The sequence below is a fragment of the Mucilaginibacter rubeus genome (assembly GCF_003286415.2).
Classification (GTDB): Bacteria; Bacteroidota; Bacteroidia; order Sphingobacteriales; family Sphingobacteriaceae; genus Mucilaginibacter; species Mucilaginibacter rubeus_A.
This window is the reverse complement of record NZ_CP043450.1, coordinates 5,865,050-5,884,891: the sequence shown is the minus strand read 5'-3', so window position 1 is coordinate 5,884,891 and position 19,842 is coordinate 5,865,050. Positions and strand designations below refer to the sequence as shown.

Here is a 19,842-nt window from a genome sequence, read left to right as displayed (position 1 = left end):
TAAGAATAATTCATAACAAAATATGAAAACGATATTAAAAAAATCAAGCCTGATGATTGCAGCTGCTGTGCTTGCCGCGTCATCGTGCAAAAAATTTGATGATCTTAACACCGATCCGCTCAAAGCAAGCGGTGATCAGGTACAAACCGAATATTTTATCAATAATTCGATCATAGGCGCGCAGCAGGATCCCGGATTATCCGAACGTGTATTTATTTTATACTGGATAGTTGGTGGTCACGGTTTGCAGGATGAGGATGGTGAAACATTTTCGCGCGGTTCATACAGCGACGATTGGACATCTGAATACTACAGGCAATCATCACAATGGATGAATGCCGCAAATAGTGCAATCCAAATTGGTAATGATCAGATAACTAAAGGAACCTCTAAGGCTTACACTAAAAACCTGATCCAGGTTGCAAGGATCTGGAGAGCTTATTTAATGAGCGAGTTTTCTGACAGCTTTGGCCCGATGCCGGTTGATGGTTTTCAGGGGGTAAATCCGGAGTTTAAGGATGTTAAGACAGTTTATTATTTTTTACTTGATGAGTTAAAAGATGCAAGCGCTAAACTTGATCTATCAATAGTAAACCCTGCAAATGTAACTAACGAAGATCCTGCATATAAATACGATTATGCTAAATGGCGTAAATATGCCAACGCTATGCGTATGCGTTTAGCTATGCGTTTGTCTGAAGTTGATCCAGCTAAAGCTAAAGCAGAATTTGAAGCCGCCGCTGCTACCAATGATTTCATTACCGATGCTTCCCAGACCTTCAGTGTGCAGGAATCGCACGGATGGGACCCGCTGGCCAGTGTGTTCAGGAAAGAATCATCATGGATGGGCCTGCCTATGTCCGCAACCTATAACAACCTGGTATTTGGTTTAGGTAGTGTTAAATCTGCCGATCAGCTGGACGCTTCGTTCGCTTCGGCTATTAAACCTGCCGATTGGATGGGACAGCGCTTCTTCGATCAGTTTGCAACCAAGACCAATGACCCGGCTGCCGGATATTGGTTTAACGGTTTGCCAAACACCATCGACCCTCGTGCTTACAAAATATTCAGTATCCCGGGCAACATTACCGATCCTAATTACCCGGCTATTGGCGGAGCCTTTACTGCAACACAAGAGGATTTGAAGGATGCATCTGGTAAAGTAGTTAAAACGCTTACTTCAACCAATACCTGGAATACCAAGGCTGATGGTAACTGGGGAGCTAAAGCATCTATGAATGATGCGATAACTACCAACGGCTTTAAGCCGCTGTTAAACCTGGTATACAGGAATGGTGATAACAAACGTGTATTTTTTGGTCCGTGGGAAACTTATTTCCTTTTAGCAGAAGCTGCAGTACGTGGCTGGACAGTACCTGTTGACGGCAAAACGGCTTATGAAACCGGTATTGCAAAAAGCTTTGAATACTTTGGTACTACAGCAAATTTAGCCACATACCTTGCTTCAACCGATTATAACAGGGTTGGTACCTCGGTTAATTGGGGACATACCACTGAGCCGGCTGCGTCACATACTATGAACTATGAAGATGGTTTGACCGGTGCGGCAGGAACTGTAGCTATTAACTACCCTAAAAATGATCTTTATAAATCAGGTACCGTAAGGAACGATCAGCTGACCAAAATCATCACCCAGAAATACCTGGCGCAGTTGCCGTGGTTACCATTGGAGACCTGGAACGATCACAGAAGACTTGGATTGCCATTCTTTGAAAATCCTGCCGTTGAAGATATCATGCCAGACCTTCCTGCTTTAACCAGCGGAAATTATATGACCAGCAGCGTTAAGTTCTTCCCTCAGCGTTTGAAATATCCATCAACCCTGAGCAACAGTAATATCACTGGTTACAACCAGGCAGTATCCGCCCTTGGCGGCGCCGATGTTGTGTTGACACCGCTTTGGTGGGCTAAACACTAATTCAGGAGCAGATTAAATAATCTGTTCTAATTATAAAAGGGGATGAGTTTATTGCTCATTCCCTTTTTTGTTTTAAAGACCTGGATGACTGGATTGCCGAGTAACAAAAAAGGCTCTACGAGTTTTCGTAAAGCCTTGATTTTTCAGTGTGGAGAATATCGGAGTCGAACCGATGACCTCTTGCATGCCATGCAAGCGCTCTAGCCAGCTGAGCTAATCCCCCGTGGTGGGCTGCAAATATATGATTTTAGGTAATTAACATAAAATTTAAATCTAAACTTTTTTTAGCAGATAAATTGGGGCGAAAAAAACATGGCCGGGCCAATTAATGATTATACTCACCAGTGCATGACACTGCCTCTTGGTTTTATTTATCTCATTAGCGGTGTATTATTTGTTTTACAAACTATCACTTGATTAATTAAACTTTTAATACATAAATTTGCCTCGCTTTTGGTTCACGGATAATTAACGCCCGTGATTAAAAGGGAACCCGGTGTAAATCCGGGACTGTCCCGCAGCTGTAAGCTCCATAACGCCGAAGCCCATTCTTATTGTCACTGTTAGTCGTTTGACTGGCGGGAAGACAGGGCCGGGGGGAGTAAGTCAGAAGACCTGCCACCAGCACATATTAATTCATAGCTTTCGGGGATTGAAGCTGGAATGAGGATACCTTTCGTGTATTTCATTTTTTGTAATTCGTTCTGTTTGCTGTGAGGTTTTTTTAACCCACAACACTCATGAAATTAACTGTGCGCCATACGTTCGCAACGCGTAATGGCTGTATTAAAGGTTTTCTGTGGTTTGTTTCCTTTGGGATAACAACTGCTTGCTGTTGCTTACAGGTTTCAGCGCAATCCCCGGTTCATAAGAAAGATACTACCCAAACAGATTCTACCAGGATCAGGCATCTTAATCAGGTAGATATTCGCGCTGCCAAAACGGATCTTCGCAATACCTCGCCAACGCCGGTACAAGTATTAAAAGGCGAACAATTGCAGCGCCTCAACAGTTTTTCGGTGGCTGATGCCTTGCGCTTTTTTACAGGCGTACAGCTTAAAGATTATGGAGGAGTTGGCGGCTTAAAAACGGTTAATGTACGCAGTTTGGGTACCAATCATGTTGCTGTATTTTATGATGGCATACAATTGGGCAATGCGCAAAACGGGCAGGTTGATCTCGGCCGATTCTCGTTAGATAACATTGAAGAGGTTGATCTTTATAATGGCCAGCGAAGCGAGATTTTTCAATCTGCCAAATCATTTTCGGCAGCAAGCACTATATACTTACAATCAGCCAAACCTAAATTTGAGCCGGGCGAACATACACACATCCGCCTTAATTATAAAACCGGCTCGATGGGGTTAGTGAACCCATCAATACTCTGGCAGCAGAAGTTAAGCGATAAAATAAACAGTACCGTTAGCGCCGAATATATCCAATCAAATGGTCACTATAAATTCAGGTATACCAACGGTGTTTATGATACAACGGCGGTACGCAACAATGGAGATATCGAAGCTTACCGGATAGAGGCGGGGCTTAGGGGAAGTACGGCCGACAGCGCCGCGTGGTCGGTTAAGGGATATAGTTACATTTCAAACCGTGGTTTGCCGGGAGCCATCGTAGCCAATAAATTTAACTATTCGCAAAGGCAATGGGATCGTGATCAGTTTATCCAGGCTAATTATGAAAGCAATACACGTAGCCGTTATAGCTTTAAAGCGATTGCTAAATACAGTGATAATTACGAGCGTTATCTTGATCCTGAGTTTGTAACCACCACAGGCTTCCTGGATAATCGGTTTTATCAACATGAGCTTTATGCTTCCGTAGCTAATCGATACCGTATTTTGCCGGTTTTGGATGTGGCGCTCTCTGCTGATTTTCAATTGAATAACCTCGACGCTAATTTATACCGGTTCCCTTACCCAACCCGCTATACCGAGCTGATTTCATTGGCTTCCCGGCTCAAGTTAGGTCGACTTAACCTGCAGGTGTCTTTGCTGGGCACTTTTGTTAATGATAAGGTGAAGGAATACACAGGTGCCGGGCGTAAAACGGCTTATACCCCAACTGTAACAGCTGGATGGCAAGTGTTGAATAATGGTGATCTGATGCTTCGCGCTTTTTATAAAAATATTTTTCGGCTGCCAACCTTCAATGACTTGTATTATACACTGATTGGCAACACTCAGCTTAGGCCCGAATATGCTAAGCAATACGATGTTGGTTTTACTTATAATCGTCAGTTTAAAAACCGGCTGCTTCAACAGTTTTCGGTACAGGCCGATGTTTATTATAACCAGGTAAACGATAAAATTGTAGCTATTCCGGGGCTCAATTTATTCAGGTGGGTGATGTACAATGTTGGTGATGTACATATAAAAGGAGCGGAGCTTAATGTACAATCCGGTTGGAATGTGGCTGATGAAGTGGTTATCACAGCCGGACTTAATTATACATATCAGCAGGCATTTTATAAAGATGGAGGCATCACCTATCGCTATAATATTCCGTACGTACCTATGCACAGCGGTTCCTTTATTTTGGGGGCCGATTACCGCAGGTTTCAATTCAATTACAGCTATATCTACACGGGGCTCAGGTATAATGAGTTGAGTGACGATACTAATCATGGGTACAATACTGTAGCGCCCTGGTATACGCATGATCTTTCAGTCGGCTATCTCGCCAAAATATATCAGCATAAAACAAGGTTCGGCATTGAGGTAAATAACCTGCTTAACCAGGATAGGGAAATCATTTCCAATTTTCCGATGCCCCGTCGTTTTTACCGCTTCAAAATAAGCTACAATATTTAACCATGAAAAAACTAAAAACAGCCCTATATCTACCCGTTGCCCTGTTTATGGTATTGCTTGCGACATCATGCCGCAAGGCACCGCAAGTAATACCCGAACAGGTTGAAACAATCTTTGCACCCGATCCCTCAAGTACCATCAAGGGCATGTATCTGCTTAACGAGGGGAATATGAACATGAATAAGGCTTCGCTGGATTTTGTAGACTTCCGTACCGGCGTTTACAAGCGTAATATTTATAACGAGGCCAATCCATCGGTCACCAAAGGTTTGGGCGATGTTGGTAACGATATCGGTATATACGGCTCGAAAATGTATGTGGTTGTTAACATCTCCAACAAGGTAGAAGTACTGGATGTTAAAACCGCTAAGAAATTGGCCCAGATAGATATTACCAATTGCCGTTACGTAACCTTTCATAAGAATAAGGCATATGTTAGCGCATACCTCGGTAAGGTTGGTGACCCCAAAGCCCCCAATGGTATAGTTGCCGAAATTGATACCACCAGTTTACAGATTGAACGAAAAGTTACCGTTGGCCGTCAGCCTGAAGAAATGGCCATTGTTGGCGAAAAGCTATACATAGCAAACTCAGGCGGTTATAGTCCGCCGGATTATGAGCGTACAGTTTCGGTGATTGACCTAACTTCCTTTACTGAGCTTAAGCGGATAGATGTAGCTATCAACCTGGATAGGTTAAAGGCCGATAAATACGGTGATATCTACGTTACCTCGCGCGGCGATTATTATACCATTCCTTCTAAGTTGTTTGTCATCGATACCCAAACAGACACTATCAAAAAAACATTCGATATAGCTGCAAGCAATCTTTGGATAGATGATGATACGGCCTATATCTACAGCACCGAATGGAGCTATCCGCAGCAAAAAAATACCATTAGCTACACCATGCTCAACGTTAAGGACGAAACCGTGCTGAGTAGCAAATTTATTACCGATGGTACCGATAAAAAAATAGTAGTTCCTTATGGCATAGCCGTTAACCCAGTCACCAAGGATGTTTTTGTGACCGATGCGGGTAACTACGTTGCTTCAGGCACGCTTTATTGCTTCGACAAAAATGGCCACCTGAAATGGCAGGTCCAGGCAGGTGATATCCCCGCCCACGTGGCCTTTGTTTACTAATTCAATTCAAATTTCAAATACAAACAAATCTTTATGAAGAAACAACAACTTAAATCATTATTGCTATTGGGTGTCCTTTGCGCTTTTGCCTGGGCGTCCTGTAAAAAAGATAAAGTTACCGCTGCTGGTCCGCAGGAAGCGCCTATTCGCCCTACAACAGCATCGAGTAATGCATATGTAACCACACTTTTTGATTTTAATCCGGCCCCCGGGCAATTTACTAATACTGGTTTGGGTGATACTACTGCTGCCAAAGGCACACTAAAAACCGATCAGGGGCTTGTAAGTCTCGGCGGTTGGGGAGGCTATATTGTTGTAGGTTTTGACCATACTGTATTAAATGCTGATGGCAAAACCGATTTTGTTGTTTATGGTAACGCCTTTGCCCAGTTTGCCGAGCCAGGAGTGATTTGGGTGATGCAGGATAAGAATGGCAACGGCCTGCCTGATGATACCTGGTACGAGATCAAGGGCAGCGCTTTTTATAAGGATGGTTATACGCGCAATTATTCGGTAACCTACACCCGCCCGGCATGTGATACCTGTAGCGTGCCATGGAAAGATAACAAGGGTAATACCGGCGTAATCCAGACTAATATGTTCCACTCTCAGGCTTATTATCCTATCGGTCTTAAAACCAATACCTATACTTTAACAGGAAGCCTGCTGCCATCAAGTAACATCAATATGGATGATCCTACTTACATCACCAGCGCGTCGTTTGATTATGGCTACGCCGATAACACTGGCGGTGGCGACAAAATTGACATCAGTAGCGCTATGGATGATAAAGGCAATAAGGTAAATCTGAAGGGGATCGATTTTATCAAAGTGCAAACCGGCATCCTGGCCAATATGGGCTGGCTGGGCGAGCAATCTACTGAATTTACCGGCGCTGCCGATCTGAGTCTGCTCAAATAATCTACTACGCACAATCAAATAACTATTATAAAAATCATCATCATTATGAAAAAAACAATTACAACTAAGCTTGGCGCGGTTGCATTTTCGTTACTGGTTTTAGTGGCTTCGTCATGTAAAAAAGACGGGGTAGGGGTAAATAATAATAACAAGCCGCTCAAAACCCAGTCCTTAGGTAAGTATGATAACGGCTTTTTTTTAATTAATGAAGGCTGGTATGGTCACGGAACCGGAAGTGTAAGTTTTTATAGCTTTGCTACTAATACCAAACAGGATAGCATCTTCACTAAAGAAAATCCGGGTAAAACGCTTGATCCGGCTACTTCTACCTTAGAGTATGGAACTATATTCAGTAATAAGCTGTTCCTGGTATCAAAAGTTGGCGGCCCGGTTGTAGTTACTGATCCTTATTCGCTTAAAGAGCTTGGTCGTATTGCAGCGGTTGGCGGTAACAATTGGCAGGCTTTTGTTGGTATAGATGCAACTAAAGGCTTATTGAGTTCGGCAAGTGGTATCTATCCGTTCGATTTAACTAACTATACAACCGGCGCCAAGTTAACCAGCGTAACCGGCAGCGTTGGCGATATGATCAAAGCTGGTAACTATATTTTTGTACTGTCGCAAAGCAAAGGTGTGGTAGTACTTAATGCAAGCGATTATTCGGTTGCTAAAACTATATCGGGCATGGTAGTTGCATTTACTAAAACTCCGGATGGTTCGGTATGGGCCGCGGGTGGCACTTCGTTAATTAAGATTAACCCTGCTACTTTGGCTGTAACAACCGTTACCTTGCCATTTACCGCAAACAGCACCTGGTTTGCATGGCATCCGGGATCTATTACTGCATCAACACAAAATAACACGGTTTATATAGCTAATAACAGTACGTTTAGCGGAGCTACTACTATTTACAGGTATATAGATGGTAATGCGGCTTCATTAACAAGTCCGTTTATTACTATCCCGGCAGGTAAGGAATTATATGGCTCGGGCATTGGTTATGTGCCGCAAACCAATCAACTGGCGGTTACTACAGTAAAATCGGGTTTCGGCGTAAATTATGGTGTTAACGACCTGTATTTTTATGACCTGAACGGTACACAGGTAGGTGATCTGAGTTATTCTGGTTACTATTTCCCGGCTATTCCGGTGTTTCATTAATATTGGAAGTTTATAAAACAGAAGAGCTTAGGTCATGATCTAAGCTCTTCTGTTCTACTGTTTATTCTGCGTGTTTCTTCATGATATGATGCAGCTCCAGTATGTTACCTGAAGATACAGTATTAACAAGTTCCCATCCCTGGCCCGACATGTAATTTAACGCATCTACTACGGATGTGAATTTTGTAACCGTTTCAAACTCCTGGCTGAAGTTAATATCCATGCCGTAGTCGGTGGTGACATCAACCTTGTTTGAAAATGCATGTTTTATGGTTTTAATAATACAATATCTGTTTGGGGAAGATGGCATAGGTGAGTTTGTATTTAAAATGGTTTAGTTATATAAATATACAACGTCTGCTGAATTGAAAAGGATGTTTGCAGGCGATTAAATGAAAAGCTTATAAAAAAGTAAAGCCCCTGATGGGCAGGGGCCTTTACTAACCAATTATAAACCTAAATTATGAGAAGACTATTTTATGTGGTGTTATCTTTAACACGGTGTAAAAGTAACACTAAGTTTTGATATTCGGAAAATATTTTTTGTAATTTTTTTGTAAGTTTAATCAATTACTTTCCTGTCCGATATCTTATTGTCAAAAATAAGAATAAAACATTAAAAATTTACTAATTTTTTGAAAATCATTTTTAATAATTACTTGCTGCTGTTTTTTCAAGCAAAAAATTGACGTTTTTTCTTTTAAAGTTTACAAAAAATTAATTTTAAGTGATTTTTAAATTAAAATTAAGATTTAAAGAGGCTTTAAAATCAAAAACTGGGTAAGAAAAGACTTTAAAAGTTAATTGGTGGTTTGTTTTTTGGAAAAAAACAACAAAATTCAATGAGATTTTTCTATTTAACTCGTTTTTTAAACCGTTTAAAGAACTTCTGATTGCTAAATCAATTTATCTCCTAAACGTATTAGCGTTATAAAAATTACTTTACAAAGGCTTTTTTTTAAAGATGCTTTGGCACTTTTGCAGCAAAAACATACTGCTCTTTAAAATATGTCTTCAACTCATACTGAAAAACAACATCCGCACCTTACGCCATTAACCTTATGGATCATGACCATAGCTACAGGTTTAGTGGTGGCAAACATATACTACAACCAACCTTTACTGGCCGATATGGCGCACGATTTTGGCGTAAGCGACAAAAAAGCGCAGCAAATATCGCTTTTTACACAGATAGGTTATGCTACAGGACTATTATTTATAGTGCCCCTGGCGGATATGCTTAAGCGTAAGCGACTTATTTTGATAGATTTTGTGTTGGTGATCCTGTCTCTATTGGGCAGTGCCCTTGCTCCATCGGTAAATATAGTTATGATAGCCGGTTTCCTGGTGGGTGTATCATCTGTAATTCCGCAGTTGTTGATCCCTATGGCTGCGCATCTGGCTAAACCGCACGAACGGGGAAAGAAGATAGGCTTTGTGATGAGTGGTTTATTGATAGGTATTTTACTTTCGCGTACATTAAGTGGTTTTATAGGCGAGCATTTTGGCTGGCGAAGCATGTATTATATAGCCGCAGGCTTAATGTTGCTTATTTGGCTGATGATTTTTTTGTTTTTGCCCGAATTAGAACCCGATTATAAAGGAAATTACGGCAAATTGATGAAATCATTGATCCATTTGGTGAAAACTCAACCTAAATTGAGGCTTGCCGCTTTTAGAGGTGCTTTGTGCTTTGCCTGTTTCAGCGCGTTTTGGACAACCCTGGTGTTCCTGCTAAAAGAGCCGCAGTTTAACGAAGGGAGCGCGGCAGCAGGGATGTTTGGCCTTGTAGGTGCCTTCGGCGCGGTGGCCGTTGGTTTTATGGGAAGGTTGAGCGATAAAATGGATGCTTATAAACTATCTATCTATACGCTGTCCCTCATCCTGATCTCATTTATTGTATTCTATTTTTCAAGTCATAGCATAGTAGGCCTAATTATCGGAGTTATTTTGCTGGATATGGGCGTACAGGCTACGCATATCTCCAACCAGTCTATCATTTTTGCCTTAATTCCCGAAGCCCGTAACCGGATCAATACAGTATACATGGTGTCTTATTTTATAGGCGGGGCTTTAGGTACATTTTTCGCCAGCCTGGTTTGGAAAAACTATGCCTGGAATGGGGTGTGCGCTATAGGTGTAGTACTATCGGTAATAGTGATCATAGTGCATTTGTTAAACTACAGGAAACCGTCCGCTGATGTAACTGATGTTCGCTAACGCATACCTGTTTATGAGCGTCCAGTGGCCGTTTTGATTGGATCGATCAAAAAAAGTAGAAATTTTTATAAAAAAATTAGTATTGAATTTCAGGTATTTACATTTTTTTGTAAAATAAATCTGAGGTTTTGATGACTTTTTATGCCGCTTGACAAAAGTTTGGCATTGATTTGGAGAAGTACTGATCAAACGCAGCTGTTATGAAAGCAAAAGACAAAACGGTTAAGCCTGAAGAAGAGAAAGAGTGGGAGAATCCGGTAGAACCGACCAAGACTTCAGACCCGCGCGACGAGGAACAGATGTTGAGGCAGTACAAAGAAGCTAAACGCCGCCACGACAATCTTACCGAGAACGAGGACGAAGAAAAGAAAGACTAAAACGAAGACATTAAAATATTAAAAACATCAAAAACCTACAACATGAAAACTCAAAAACAAACATCAACCACCAAACTGATAGCAAGTTTTGATAACGCGCTTAAAAATATCATCATGAGCGATCTGAAAGCTATTAAAACTAAAACACCATACTTAACACCGGCTGCTTAAAAACTAAACATAAACCCTACACTACCTACAAAAACATCTACCTATGAAAGCATATAAACCAACACCAGCAATATCTAAATTACTTGCACGCTTTGACGCCGAATTATTGGAGCTGTTAAGGGAAGATTTAAAAAACTACAGGGCTAAAACCCAATTCATGAGCAACAACAAGCAGGTAGCAGCACAGCAAACGCTGTCTGCCGCTTGATCAACATATATCATATCTACCTATCGAGTACTAACATCACCTATGAAAACGTGGAGCCCTGCAATAAACAGGGCTCTATTTTTTTGCGGTGTGCCTGATGTCTGTTTAATGTTGTGTTAAGTTTGTATGTTATTAAATAATAATATGTTAACATTTGCATCACTTAAAGGAAATGACTGAAACGGTTCTTTGAAACTAAAGCGGCAGGCGAAACTTATTCGCCGGTCATAAACAAAGTTTTATGCATTTTTCAATCCCCGCGGTTATACTCCCCTTCCTTGGCCAGGTGGATCTGAGTGGTTATCTGCTCACAGTTTTTCTTCTTTGTATCCTGGCAGTTATTGGTTTTGAGTTTGTAAATGGTTTTCATGATACAGCCAATGCCGTAGCTACGGTTATTTATACCAAGGCTCTTCGGCCAATTTACGCTATTCCGTGGTCGGGCTTCTGGAACTTTTTAGGGGTTTGTCTTGGCGGTGTTACCGTAGCCATGGGTATTTTAAAGCTGGTGCCTTTAGATACGCTGATGACCCTGCCAGTAAGTGTTGGCGCCTGCCTGGTACTTGCGGTACTGTTGTCATCTATTGTTTGGAATTTGGGTACCTGGTATCTGGGGATCCCATGTTCGAGTTCGCATACTATGATTGGCGCCATGATTGGCGGCGGACTTGCCTTTACATTTTACTATAATGGTCCGGGTGTAAACTGGAGTAAGGCCGGCGAAATAGGTTCATCGCTGATCCTGTCGCCGCTAATTGGTTTCGGCGCGGCGGCATTGCTGATGTTGTTCCTGAAGCATGTTACCAAATCGCATTCATTATTTCATATTCCCAGCGGCGAAAACGACAGGCCGCCAATACATATCCGCCTTTTGCTGGTTACTACCTGTACGCTGGTAAGCTTTTTTCATGGTAGTAATGACGGACAAAAAGGTGTAGGCTTATTTATGCTGATCCTGATCGCTTTTTTACCGGCACGTTTTGCGGTAAATCATGCGGTGCCGGATAGCAAGGTTTTATCAACGTTAAACCAAACAGAGCAGGTTGTTAATGCCCGGCTCGCCAATAACAGCGAAAAGAAACCCGTTTTAACCGAACTGAAGACCGCTATTGATCAAACCAAAGCATCCCTGGCCCAAAAAAATGAAAAAGAGGTAGCAAAAACTTACCGTTACCGTAAACAGGTTGAAGGCATTATTAAAGATATAAGAGCGGTAATTAAAGATCCGGCGGCAAGCCTTGAAGCTAAAGATAAAGAAGTGCTTACCAACGCGGCTAATGAGCTTGAGCATGTAACAGATTTTGCCCCGGTATGGGTTATTGCTATTATCTCGCTTTCGTTAGGCGTGGGTACCATGATAGGCTGGAAAAGAATTGTAGTTACCATTGGCGAAAAGATAGGTAACGAGCATTTGAATTATGCCCAAGGCGCAACCTCGGAGATTGTGGCAGCATCAACCATAGGTTTAAGTACAGGTTTTGGTTTGCCGGTAAGTACAACGCACGTATTATCGAGCGGTATAGCCGGGGCCATGGTTGCATCGGGCGGGAAAGGAAATTTAAACAACGGCACGCTTAAAAACATCGCTTTAGCATGGGTACTTACTTTGCCGGTTGCGATAATTTTAGCATTTTTATTATTCATGCTTTTTCATTTGTTTATATAATACAGTAAAATGAAACAGATACTGGTAGCCACCGATTTTTCAAAATGCGCGGCGAACGCGATGGCTTACGCCATGGAACTGGCCAGCATATTAGGCCGTGAAGTTTGCGCTATACATGCCATACACCCAACCGAAGGCATCAACAACAGCACCTATAACGCCATTTTTATTGAAGATTATTACAATAATAAACGAGAGGCCTTAAAAGAGTGGGTGGGCACCTATACCGAAGATAGCAAGTATCAAAACGTAAAAGTAACCACACTTTGCGATGTTGGTTTTTTAAAAGCAGTGATAACCCGCTATGTTGAAAAGCATGAGGTTGAATTGCTGGTGATGGGTATTATGGGTGCTACAGGTATTACCGGAATAGTAGGAAGTAATGCCAGTATGGTGGTAACTAAAATAAAGATCCCTACGCTGATTGTGCCGCTGGAAAGCAAGTTTGATAAGGTGCCGATGATAACCCTTGCTACCGATTTTGAAACACGCCTTTCTGCTATAGATGTTAATGCACTTAATGAAATGATTAAGGCGTTTGGCTCAGCTAAAATGCAGGTGCTTTATGTGGCCGAAAAAACCGACGAACAACAGGTGCAGGTTTGGGAGGCGCGTTTACGCGATTTGATCAAGCATACTGAGCTTGAATTTAATTATATACCGGATAGTAGTGCATTGAACGGCATTATGAATTTTATCCAGTCGCACGAAACGGATATGCTTTGTTTGGTTAAACATCATCATAATATTGTGTACCGTTTGTTTACGCGCAGCACTGTTAACCAGGTAATGAATAAATCGGTTAAGGCGATATTGATACTGCACGAGTAGGGGCTGAAAGCATAACGCCTAAAGCTAAAGGCTGATTGTCCGCGAGATTTATTGCCATCTGTGAATTAATATACTATATATAGATACAAACGTTATGGATCAGGTAAATTATCCCATAGTAATCATTGTAGTTATTGCGGTTATTATATTACTGGTATGGATCATCAGGCGAAACCGGAAAGATGAAAAGCAGCTGGAAAAGGATATCATCCAATCTGAACTGAAGCCGGGAGAAAAGAAAGATGATAAAGAGATAAAGCCTTAAGATCTTTTTGAAAGCAGATAAGATAATGGTATTCAGGGCGTCATTGCGAGGAACGAAGCAATCCCCGATTTGCAGATACGCTCTGTATAGTTTGGGATTGCTTCGTTCCTCGCAATGACGTCTTTTTTAAGGCATTGCTTAACTATGCCTATTTATCAGCCTTAGCGTACTTGACAATCAACCCCGCAGTTTTAGCCGACGCTCCCGGCTGTCCCATACGCACGTCAAGTTCATCGTAATTGTTAAGCATGGTTTGGCGGTAAGCCAAGTTGTTGACAAGCTGATCAAGCTCGCTACTGATCTTTTCCCCAGTGCATTCTTCCTGGATCAATTCTTTTACTACGCCTTTGTCCATAATTAAATTGACGAGGGATATAAACTTGAGTTTTACCAGTATGCGCGCGATGGCAATGGTTAGTTTTCCGCCTTTGTAAACTACTACTTGTGGTACATTAAACAGCGCGGTTTCAAGCGTTGCGGTGCCGGAAGCTACAATGGCTGCGTGAGCCTGGTTTAACAAGTCATAAGTGGCATTGAATACAATTGGGATATTCGCTCCATTTAAATAAGGCGCATAGTAATCAGCTTGAAAAGCCGGTGCGCCGGCAATTACAAATTGATATTCGGGGAAATTAGCTGATGCTTTAATCATGTCAGGCAATAGTCGGCTAATTTCTTGCTTACGACTGCCTGGCAATAACGCGATGATATTTTTACCGGAAAGGTTATTTTTCTGCAGAAAATCAGTATCAGGTTTAAACGCCGAAACGGCATCAAGCAGCGGGTTGCCTACATAATCGACATCCATTCCCCATTCTTTATAAAATGCTACCTCAAAAGGCAGGATACAAAACAAGTGGTCTACAATCCGTTTTATTTTAAGCACCCGCTTTTGGTTCCAGGCCCAAACTTTAGGAGAGATGTAATAACAAACTAAAATGCCCTGCTTTTTGGCATATTCAGCTATTTTGAGATTGAAGCCGGGGAAATCTATCAGGATCAAAACATCTGGCTGGTAAGCGCTGATATCCTGTTTGCATGATTTCATGTTTTTAAGGATGGTCTGCAAATTAGCTACCACCTCAACAAAACCCATAAATGCCATATCGGCATAATGTTTTACCAGCGTGCCGCCTTCGGCCTGCATCAGGTCGCCTCCAAAAAAGCGGAAATCAGCTTGCGGGTCAAGCGCTTTCAGGGCTTTCATTAAGTTAGCTCCGTGCAAATCGCCCGAAGCCTCGCCGGCTACCAGGTAATATTTCATTATAAGGATTGCAGTTTAAAAATGAAAATGGCCAGCATAAACAAAAGCGAAATCATGGCGATGCCGTTCCCGGTTTTCTCGGCCCCTTTACCATAAAAGTAACGGATAATAAACAGGTTGATGGCAAAGGCAACAAAGTAGGGGATGCCCGGCTTGTGCATAAAAACAACCTGGTTTTTTAGCAGGAAGCCAAAAACAAGCAGGCTAATACCCGGTAGTATAGCACCAATGAGCAAGCCCGCGGCTATGTCGTTTTTGTTTAGCATGAGATTATATGTTGAACTTCCAGTTGTTTAAGTAAGGGATAACGTGGTGGGCCGTCATATCAAACTGTACAGGCACAACCGAAGCATAACCTTGTTCTAACGCCCAAACATCGGTATCCTCGCCGCCATCATTAAGTTGAAAGACACCGGTAAGCCAGTAATAAGGCCTTTTATGCGGATCAACACGCTCATCAAATTCTTCGGCCCATTTTGCGGCTGCCTGTCTGCAAATTTTAATGCCTTTAATATTTTTGGTATTCGGGAAGTTTACGTTTAACAAGCTGGCCTGCGGTAAGCCATTGGCCAGTACCTGTAAGGCCAATTCTTTTACAAACTTGATGCAGGGTTCAAAATCGGCCTGTAATGTATAATCATCTAACGAAAAACCAATTGATGGAATACCTTCAATAGCCCCCTCAACAGCCGCCGACATCGTACCCGAGTAAAGCACATTAATGGAGTTATTCAAGCCATGATTGATACCCGAAACGCAAAGATCCGGCTTTTGGCCTTTAAAAATCTTGTTAACCGCAAGCTTTACGCAATCAACCGGGGTGCCCGAGCAGCGGTACATTTCAATACCTTCATAAATGTCAACCTGGTCAAGCCGCAGTGGTTTGCCAATGGTAATGGCATGCCCCATGCCCGATTGCGGACTGTCTGGAGCAACTACTACAACACGGCCAATTTCGGCCATGGCATCCATCAGGGCTTTGATGCCCGGCGCGGTAATGCCATCGTCATTTACTACAAGTATGGTGGGTTTGGTAACTTTCATCAGGCAAAGTTAACAATCCTCAACAATGTAGTTGGTAATAATAGTTTAGGCGTAAATGTGAATAATTGGAAACAAATAGTTTTTGGTTAAATTTAAATATGATAATGGCGGATAAAAAGATTACCCTTGATGAATATATGGCAATGCCAATCGGGGCTCCATATCAGTACATAAATGGTTTTCTTATTGACTGGCCTTCAAGAACGGTTCCTCATCAAATTGCTTTCGGGAATTTTGTTGCCGCCATAATAAATTATGAAGATAAAATACAAAACAGAGGTATCTATCTAATTGGTCCGATAGAAGTGATATTGGACGATAAAAACTCTTATCAGCCTGATTTTATTTATATTGCTAAAGAGCGACGGGACATTCTGAAAGATTATATCTATGGAGCACCAGATTTAGTAGTAGAGATTTTGTGGGAGAAAAATGCATACTATGATCTTCGTCCCAAAAAAGATATCTACGAAAAATACGGTGTAAAAGAATACATCATCATAGATCCTATTCAACAGAATGCCGATTTGTATATGTTGAAAGATGGGGCCTATATTCTTGGGCAAAAGGCACAGCTGGGTGGGGTGCTTAAATCTTTACTGTTGCCTGGTTTTGATATTGAGGTATCTAAACTTTTTCAATAAAAAAGCCCCGTTTCCGGAGCTTTTCAAATTTTATAAACTGTTTATCCACTTCACCAGCTCATCACGGGTTTTGCCCGTTTTTTGTTGGAGTTTGCCAAGTGTTTCATCGTCTTTCCCTTCCTGCCAGGTCAGGTCGTCGTCTGTCAGATCGCCGTAAGCTTGTTTGATTTTGCCTTTTAACTCATTCCAGCCGCCTTTTATTTCTAATTTATCCATGATGTTTTTTATTTAGATGTATTAGAGTAACGGATGGGAGGGAGGATGGTTTTGAAGAGATACGAGAAATCAAGAGTCAGGAAATCAAGAGTCAGGAGCCAAGAAATCGAGAGTCAAGAGTCAAGAAACAAGTTTGGGACTCCAGTTAAGTAGCAAGCTATTCTCCCTTAAAAGTCTTCAATACTTTCCTTCCCTTATCCTCTCCCGGCCAAAGGGTGATCTTATAATGATCGGTCCCCTCATCTTCTTCGGGGTTTACATTTTTAATGGAATAGGAGTAAATACGTACCCTGTATCGACTTGGGGTAACAATAGCTTTCAGGATGATTTTGGTATCCGGGAAGTTCAGGATCTCCATGATGCCCGAACTTAATTTTACGCTGCCTTCAACAACGTGATCGTATTTGCTAAAATCTTTTTCGGGGTCAGGAGTATTGAGTACATCAAGTTCGGCCTTGATGTGGCCATAACTGGCAGTTTTTATGCCGATAATATCTTCGGTAGTACCAAGGCGAGCGTTTTGGGCATCGCTGTTCCAGAAAGTTGTATCACCTGTAGTGCCGGTAAAAGCCGAATCGCACAGGTAAAACTGATTGTGGGTGGTAAAGAAATCGAGATTGTACTTTCCGGAAAAAAAGAAGCAGGAAATCAAGATTAAAGAGCCAAGAAGGGAAAGGGATTTTCCTGTCTTGATTCTTTGTTCCTGGCTTCCTGCCTCATTCATTTTTAATATCTAATCATTGAAAAGGTTGAACAGAGAACGTCATTGCGAGGAACGAAGCAATCCCAAACTATACAGAGCGGACCTGCTTATTGGGGATTGCTTCGTACCTCGCAATGACGTTTTTTTTAAATATAGTGCTTAACGTTATTAATTTACAAAGCCCCTGCCTTAATCTCATCAACTACAGATGGATCAAGCAGCGTGCTGGTATCGCCCAGGTTTGAAGTATCACCCTCGGCTATCTTACGCAGGATACGGCGCATGATTTTTCCCGAACGGGTTTTTGGCAGGCCGGTTACAAACTGGATCTTATCCGGTTTAGCTATCGGGCCAATAATACGTGATACCGTCATGATAATATCCTTGCGGGTAATCTCTTCATCGCCATGTTTATCCGGACTAACCACATAGGCATAAACGCCTTGCCCTTTAATATCATGCGGATAACCAACTACGGCCGATTCAACTACACTGCTATGCATATTGATGGCATTCTCTACTTCAGCCGTGCCTATACGGTGGCCGGATACGTTTAATACGTCATCCACACGGCCGGTAATGCGGTAGTAGCCATCCTCATCGCGGAGGCAACCATCGCCGGTAAAGTACATGTTTTCGTATGTAGCAAAGTAGGTGGTACGGCAACGCTCGTGATCGCCATAAGTGGTACGCAGCATGCCTGGCCATGGGAATTTGATACAAAGGTTTCCGCTAACGCCATTACCTTCAATTACTTTTCCGTTTTCATCAACCAAAACCGGTTGTACGCCCGGTAAAGGCAATGTAGCATAACCTGGCTTGGTAGGGGTAATGCCTGCTATAGGAGAGATCATGATGCCACCATTTTCGGTTTGCCACCAGGTATCAACAATAGGGCAGCGGTTTTTGCCGATGTTATCGTCAAACCAGTGCCATGCTTCCTCATTGATAGGCTCACCTACTGAGCCTAATTTTTTAAGTGAGCTGAGATCTTTGTTCTTAACCTGATCCAGCCCGAAACTCATCAATGAGCGAATAGCTGTTGGCGCGGTATATAATATGTTTACTTTAAACTTATCTACAATTTCCCAGAAACGGCCGCAATCCGGATAAGTTGGAATACCCTCAAACATCAATGTGGTAGCTCCTTGCGAAAGCGGACCATACACAATATAAGAGTGGCCGGTGATCCAGCCGATATCAGCGGTGCAAAAATAAACCTCGCCCTGGTTGTATTGGAACACGTTGGCAAAGGTATAACCGGCATAAACCATGTAGCCGCCGCAGGTATGTACCACGCCTTTAGGTTTACCGGTTGAGCCTGATGTGTACAGGATAAACAGCATATCCTCAGCATTCATCACCTCGGCAGGACAGCTTGGGTTACCCTGCGTTTCAACTTTCTTGATCTCATCTTCCCACCAAACATCACGGCCTTTGATCATGGATACCGGCGTACGGCTGCGGGTAAGTACAATTACTTTTTTAACCGAACGGCATTGCACCAACGCGTCATCAATAACGGTTTTAAGCGGTACTTCTTTATTGCCACGCTTGCCGCCGTCGCAGGTGATCACGATATTACATTCGGCATCATTGATCCTATCGGCAATTGATTGGGCCGAAAAGCCGCCAAACACCACCGAGTGGATAGCGCCGATGCGCGCACAAGCCAAAACAGCAATAGCCAGTTCGGGGATCATTGGCATATATATACAAATACGATCGCCTTTTTTTGCGCCATTGTTTTTAAGTACGTTGGCAAACTGGCAAACTTTATCGTGCAGTTGGCGATACGTTAATATACGATGATCTTCTTCCGGATCGTTGGGTTCCCATATGATAGCCGGTTTATCACCCAGGGTTTCGAGATGGCGATCAAGGCAGTTTTCGGTAATGTTGAGTTTTGCCCCCTGGAACCATTTGATTTTAGGCTCCTTAAAGTTCCAGTCGAGTACAGTGTCCCACTTTTTTTGCCATAAAAAATTATCGGCAATGCCGGCCCAGAATTGCTCAGGTTGCTCAACACTTTGCTGGTAAACTTTTTTGTACTCTTCAAATGATGTAATTTTCATCGGTTGGTTGGTGTTTGGTTGATGAAGCTGTTACGTGCCCAATTGTTTGTTTATTTTAGCTTATAACGCTTTCATACGGGTTTAAATGGTGGGCGTAATTTAATAATTTATGTGCTATGAATAAACTAAAATCATAGCTTTTTAAATTTTTTTAAAAAGTAATTATT

At 42.2% G+C, this 19,842-nt stretch carries 20 protein-coding genes, 1 tRNA gene and 1 riboswitch; of the genes, 13 read left to right on the top strand and 8 right to left on the bottom strand.

The features are described from left to right. Positions 1–22 precede the first annotated feature (22 nt). The gene (locus tag DEO27_RS23515; protein ID WP_112575712.1) at positions 23–1,939 is read left to right on the top strand and encodes a SusD/RagB family nutrient-binding outer membrane lipoprotein; all 1,917 of its coding nucleotides are present in this window, start codon (positions 23–25) and stop codon (positions 1,937–1,939) included. A 149-nt stretch (positions 1,940–2,088) separates the two neighbouring features. Here DEO27_RS23515 and DEO27_RS23510 read toward each other — a convergent pair. Continuing rightward, positions 2,089–2,162: transfer RNA gene (locus DEO27_RS23510), tRNA-Ala, on the bottom strand. Between the two features lie 214 nt (positions 2,163–2,376). Further along, a riboswitch (cobalamin riboswitch) is annotated at positions 2,377–2,577 on the top strand. A gap of 102 nt (positions 2,578–2,679) precedes the next feature. On the opposite strand from DEO27_RS23510, the gene DEO27_RS23505 reads away from it, so the two are divergent. From DEO27_RS23505 to DEO27_RS23490, 4 genes are read left to right on the top strand one after another with little or no spacing between them, the layout of a single operon-like run. Continuing rightward, positions 2,680–4,764, top strand: coding sequence for a TonB-dependent receptor plug domain-containing protein (locus DEO27_RS23505; RefSeq protein WP_112575713.1), 2,085 nt, complete (start codon positions 2,680–2,682; stop codon positions 4,762–4,764). Positions 4,765–4,766: 2 nt separating this feature from the next. After that, positions 4,767–5,909, top strand: a complete 1,143-nt coding sequence (locus tag DEO27_RS23500) for a YncE family protein (protein WP_112575714.1) — start codon at positions 4,767–4,769, stop codon at positions 5,907–5,909. A 33-nt stretch (positions 5,910–5,942) separates the two neighbouring features. Beyond that, a complete protein-coding gene (locus DEO27_RS23495; protein WP_112575715.1) occupies positions 5,943–6,830 on the top strand; it encodes a cell surface protein in 888 nt (295 codons plus the stop codon). Between the two features lie 45 nt (positions 6,831–6,875). Then, positions 6,876–7,991: a DUF5074 domain-containing protein gene (locus tag DEO27_RS23490; RefSeq protein WP_112575716.1), complete on the top strand. Its 1,116-nt coding sequence runs from the start codon at positions 6,876–6,878 to the stop codon at positions 7,989–7,991. A gap of 61 nt (positions 7,992–8,052) precedes the next feature. Here the strand turns inward: DEO27_RS23490 and DEO27_RS23485 are convergent, their stop codons facing one another. Further along, positions 8,053–8,301, bottom strand: coding sequence for a hypothetical protein (locus tag DEO27_RS23485; RefSeq protein ID WP_112575717.1), 249 nt, complete (start codon positions 8,299–8,301; stop codon positions 8,053–8,055). A 698-nt stretch (positions 8,302–8,999) separates the two neighbouring features. On the opposite strand from DEO27_RS23485, the gene DEO27_RS23480 reads away from it, so the two are divergent. The 7 genes from DEO27_RS23480 to DEO27_RS31595 all read left to right on the top strand — a co-directional run bounded on the left by DEO27_RS23480 (position 9,000) and on the right by DEO27_RS31595 (position 13,729). Next, positions 9,000–10,211 (top strand): MFS transporter, encoded by a 1,212-nt coding sequence (locus DEO27_RS23480; RefSeq protein WP_223818034.1) that lies wholly within the window; start codon positions 9,000–9,002, stop codon positions 10,209–10,211. A 200-nt stretch (positions 10,212–10,411) separates the two neighbouring features. Then, positions 10,412–10,588: a hypothetical protein gene (locus tag DEO27_RS31605; protein WP_190295209.1), complete on the top strand. Its 177-nt coding sequence runs from the start codon at positions 10,412–10,414 to the stop codon at positions 10,586–10,588. A 42-nt stretch (positions 10,589–10,630) separates the two neighbouring features. Then, positions 10,631–10,759, top strand: coding sequence for a hypothetical protein (locus DEO27_RS31905; RefSeq protein ID WP_255485329.1), 129 nt, complete (start codon positions 10,631–10,633; stop codon positions 10,757–10,759). 43 nt (positions 10,760–10,802) lie between these two features. After that, complete coding sequence (locus DEO27_RS31600; protein ID WP_162996698.1) at positions 10,803–10,967, top strand: hypothetical protein; 165 nt, start codon at positions 10,803–10,805, stop codon at positions 10,965–10,967. Positions 10,968–11,208: 241 nt separating this feature from the next. After that, positions 11,209–12,633: an inorganic phosphate transporter gene (locus DEO27_RS23475; RefSeq protein WP_112575718.1), complete on the top strand. Its 1,425-nt coding sequence runs from the start codon at positions 11,209–11,211 to the stop codon at positions 12,631–12,633. 9 nt (positions 12,634–12,642) lie between these two features. Further along, entirely contained in the window at positions 12,643–13,464 is an 822-nt protein-coding gene (locus tag DEO27_RS23470; RefSeq protein WP_112575719.1) for a universal stress protein, read from the top strand. A 94-nt stretch (positions 13,465–13,558) separates the two neighbouring features. Beyond that, positions 13,559–13,729 carry a hypothetical protein gene (locus DEO27_RS31595; protein WP_190295207.1) on the top strand — a complete coding sequence of 57 codons (171 nt, stop codon included), beginning with the start codon at positions 13,559–13,561 and terminating at the stop codon, positions 13,727–13,729. 148 nt (positions 13,730–13,877) lie between these two features. On the opposite strand, the gene lpxB is transcribed toward DEO27_RS31595, so the two are convergent. Genes lpxB through surE form a run of 3 tightly spaced genes read right to left on the bottom strand, consistent with a single transcriptional unit; the run spans position 13,878 to position 16,037 of the window. Further along, positions 13,878–14,993: a lipid-A-disaccharide synthase gene (lpxB, locus tag DEO27_RS23465; RefSeq protein WP_112575720.1), complete on the bottom strand. Its 1,116-nt coding sequence runs from the start codon at positions 14,991–14,993 to the stop codon at positions 13,878–13,880. Next, a complete protein-coding gene (locus DEO27_RS23460) occupies positions 14,993–15,259 on the bottom strand; it encodes a hypothetical protein (RefSeq protein ID WP_112575721.1) in 267 nt (88 codons plus the stop codon). Before DEO27_RS23460 ends, lpxB begins: the two co-directional genes overlap by 1 nt. A gap of 4 nt (positions 15,260–15,263) precedes the next feature. Continuing rightward, positions 15,264–16,037 (bottom strand): 5'/3'-nucleotidase SurE, encoded by a 774-nt coding sequence (surE, locus tag DEO27_RS23455; RefSeq protein ID WP_112575722.1) that lies wholly within the window; start codon positions 16,035–16,037, stop codon positions 15,264–15,266. A gap of 104 nt (positions 16,038–16,141) precedes the next feature. Between surE and DEO27_RS23450 the strand changes: the two genes are divergently transcribed. After that, positions 16,142–16,681 (top strand): Uma2 family endonuclease, encoded by a 540-nt coding sequence (locus tag DEO27_RS23450; RefSeq protein WP_190295205.1) that lies wholly within the window; start codon positions 16,142–16,144, stop codon positions 16,679–16,681. 30 nt (positions 16,682–16,711) lie between these two features. On the opposite strand, the gene DEO27_RS23445 is transcribed toward DEO27_RS23450, so the two are convergent. The 3 genes from DEO27_RS23445 to acs form a co-directional block, all read right to left on the bottom strand. Further along, the gene (locus DEO27_RS23445) at positions 16,712–16,897 is read right to left on the bottom strand and encodes a CsbD family protein (protein ID WP_091208858.1); all 186 of its coding nucleotides are present in this window, start codon (positions 16,895–16,897) and stop codon (positions 16,712–16,714) included. Positions 16,898–17,054: 157 nt separating this feature from the next. Then, positions 17,055–17,621 (bottom strand): hypothetical protein, encoded by a 567-nt coding sequence (locus DEO27_RS23440; RefSeq protein ID WP_112575724.1) that lies wholly within the window; start codon positions 17,619–17,621, stop codon positions 17,055–17,057. A 152-nt stretch (positions 17,622–17,773) separates the two neighbouring features. Continuing rightward, positions 17,774–19,675, bottom strand: coding sequence for an acetate--CoA ligase (gene acs / locus DEO27_RS23435; RefSeq protein WP_112575725.1), 1,902 nt, complete (start codon positions 19,673–19,675; stop codon positions 17,774–17,776). Positions 19,676–19,842 lie beyond the last annotated feature (167 nt).

Coding starts and splice junctions, on each gene's coding strand:
- DEO27_RS23515 (WP_112575712.1), top strand. CDS start 23: ATGAAAACGATATTAAAAAAATCAAGCCTGATGATTGCAGCTGCTGTG.
- DEO27_RS23505 (WP_112575713.1), top strand. CDS start 2,680: ATGAAATTAACTGTGCGCCATACGTTCGCAACGCGTAATGGCTGTATT.
- DEO27_RS23500 (WP_112575714.1), top strand. CDS start 4,767: ATGAAAAAACTAAAAACAGCCCTATATCTACCCGTTGCCCTGTTTATG.
- DEO27_RS23495 (WP_112575715.1), top strand. CDS start 5,943: ATGAAGAAACAACAACTTAAATCATTATTGCTATTGGGTGTCCTTTGC.
- DEO27_RS23490 (WP_112575716.1), top strand. CDS start 6,876: ATGAAAAAAACAATTACAACTAAGCTTGGCGCGGTTGCATTTTCGTTA.
- DEO27_RS23485 (WP_112575717.1), bottom strand. CDS start 8,301: ATGCCATCTTCCCCAAACAGATATTGTATTATTAAAACCATAAAACAT.
- DEO27_RS23480 (WP_223818034.1), top strand. CDS start 9,000: ATGTCTTCAACTCATACTGAAAAACAACATCCGCACCTTACGCCATTA.
- DEO27_RS31605 (WP_190295209.1), top strand. CDS start 10,412: ATGAAAGCAAAAGACAAAACGGTTAAGCCTGAAGAAGAGAAAGAGTGG.
- DEO27_RS31905 (WP_255485329.1), top strand. CDS start 10,631: ATGAAAACTCAAAAACAAACATCAACCACCAAACTGATAGCAAGTTTT.
- DEO27_RS31600 (WP_162996698.1), top strand. CDS start 10,803: ATGAAAGCATATAAACCAACACCAGCAATATCTAAATTACTTGCACGC.
- DEO27_RS23475 (WP_112575718.1), top strand. CDS start 11,209: ATGCATTTTTCAATCCCCGCGGTTATACTCCCCTTCCTTGGCCAGGTG.
- DEO27_RS23470 (WP_112575719.1), top strand. CDS start 12,643: ATGAAACAGATACTGGTAGCCACCGATTTTTCAAAATGCGCGGCGAAC.
- DEO27_RS31595 (WP_190295207.1), top strand. CDS start 13,559: ATGGATCAGGTAAATTATCCCATAGTAATCATTGTAGTTATTGCGGTT.
- lpxB (WP_112575720.1), bottom strand. CDS start 14,993: ATGAAATATTACCTGGTAGCCGGCGAGGCTTCGGGCGATTTGCACGGA.
- DEO27_RS23460 (WP_112575721.1), bottom strand. CDS start 15,259: ATGCTAAACAAAAACGACATAGCCGCGGGCTTGCTCATTGGTGCTATA.
- surE (WP_112575722.1), bottom strand. CDS start 16,037: ATGAAAGTTACCAAACCCACCATACTTGTAGTAAATGACGATGGCATT.
- DEO27_RS23450 (WP_190295205.1), top strand. CDS start 16,142: ATGGCGGATAAAAAGATTACCCTTGATGAATATATGGCAATGCCAATC.
- DEO27_RS23445 (WP_091208858.1), bottom strand. CDS start 16,897: ATGGATAAATTAGAAATAAAAGGCGGCTGGAATGAGTTAAAAGGCAAA.
- DEO27_RS23440 (WP_112575724.1), bottom strand. CDS start 17,621: ATGAATGAGGCAGGAAGCCAGGAACAAAGAATCAAGACAGGAAAATCC.
- acs (WP_112575725.1), bottom strand. CDS start 19,675: ATGAAAATTACATCATTTGAAGAGTACAAAAAAGTTTACCAGCAAAGT.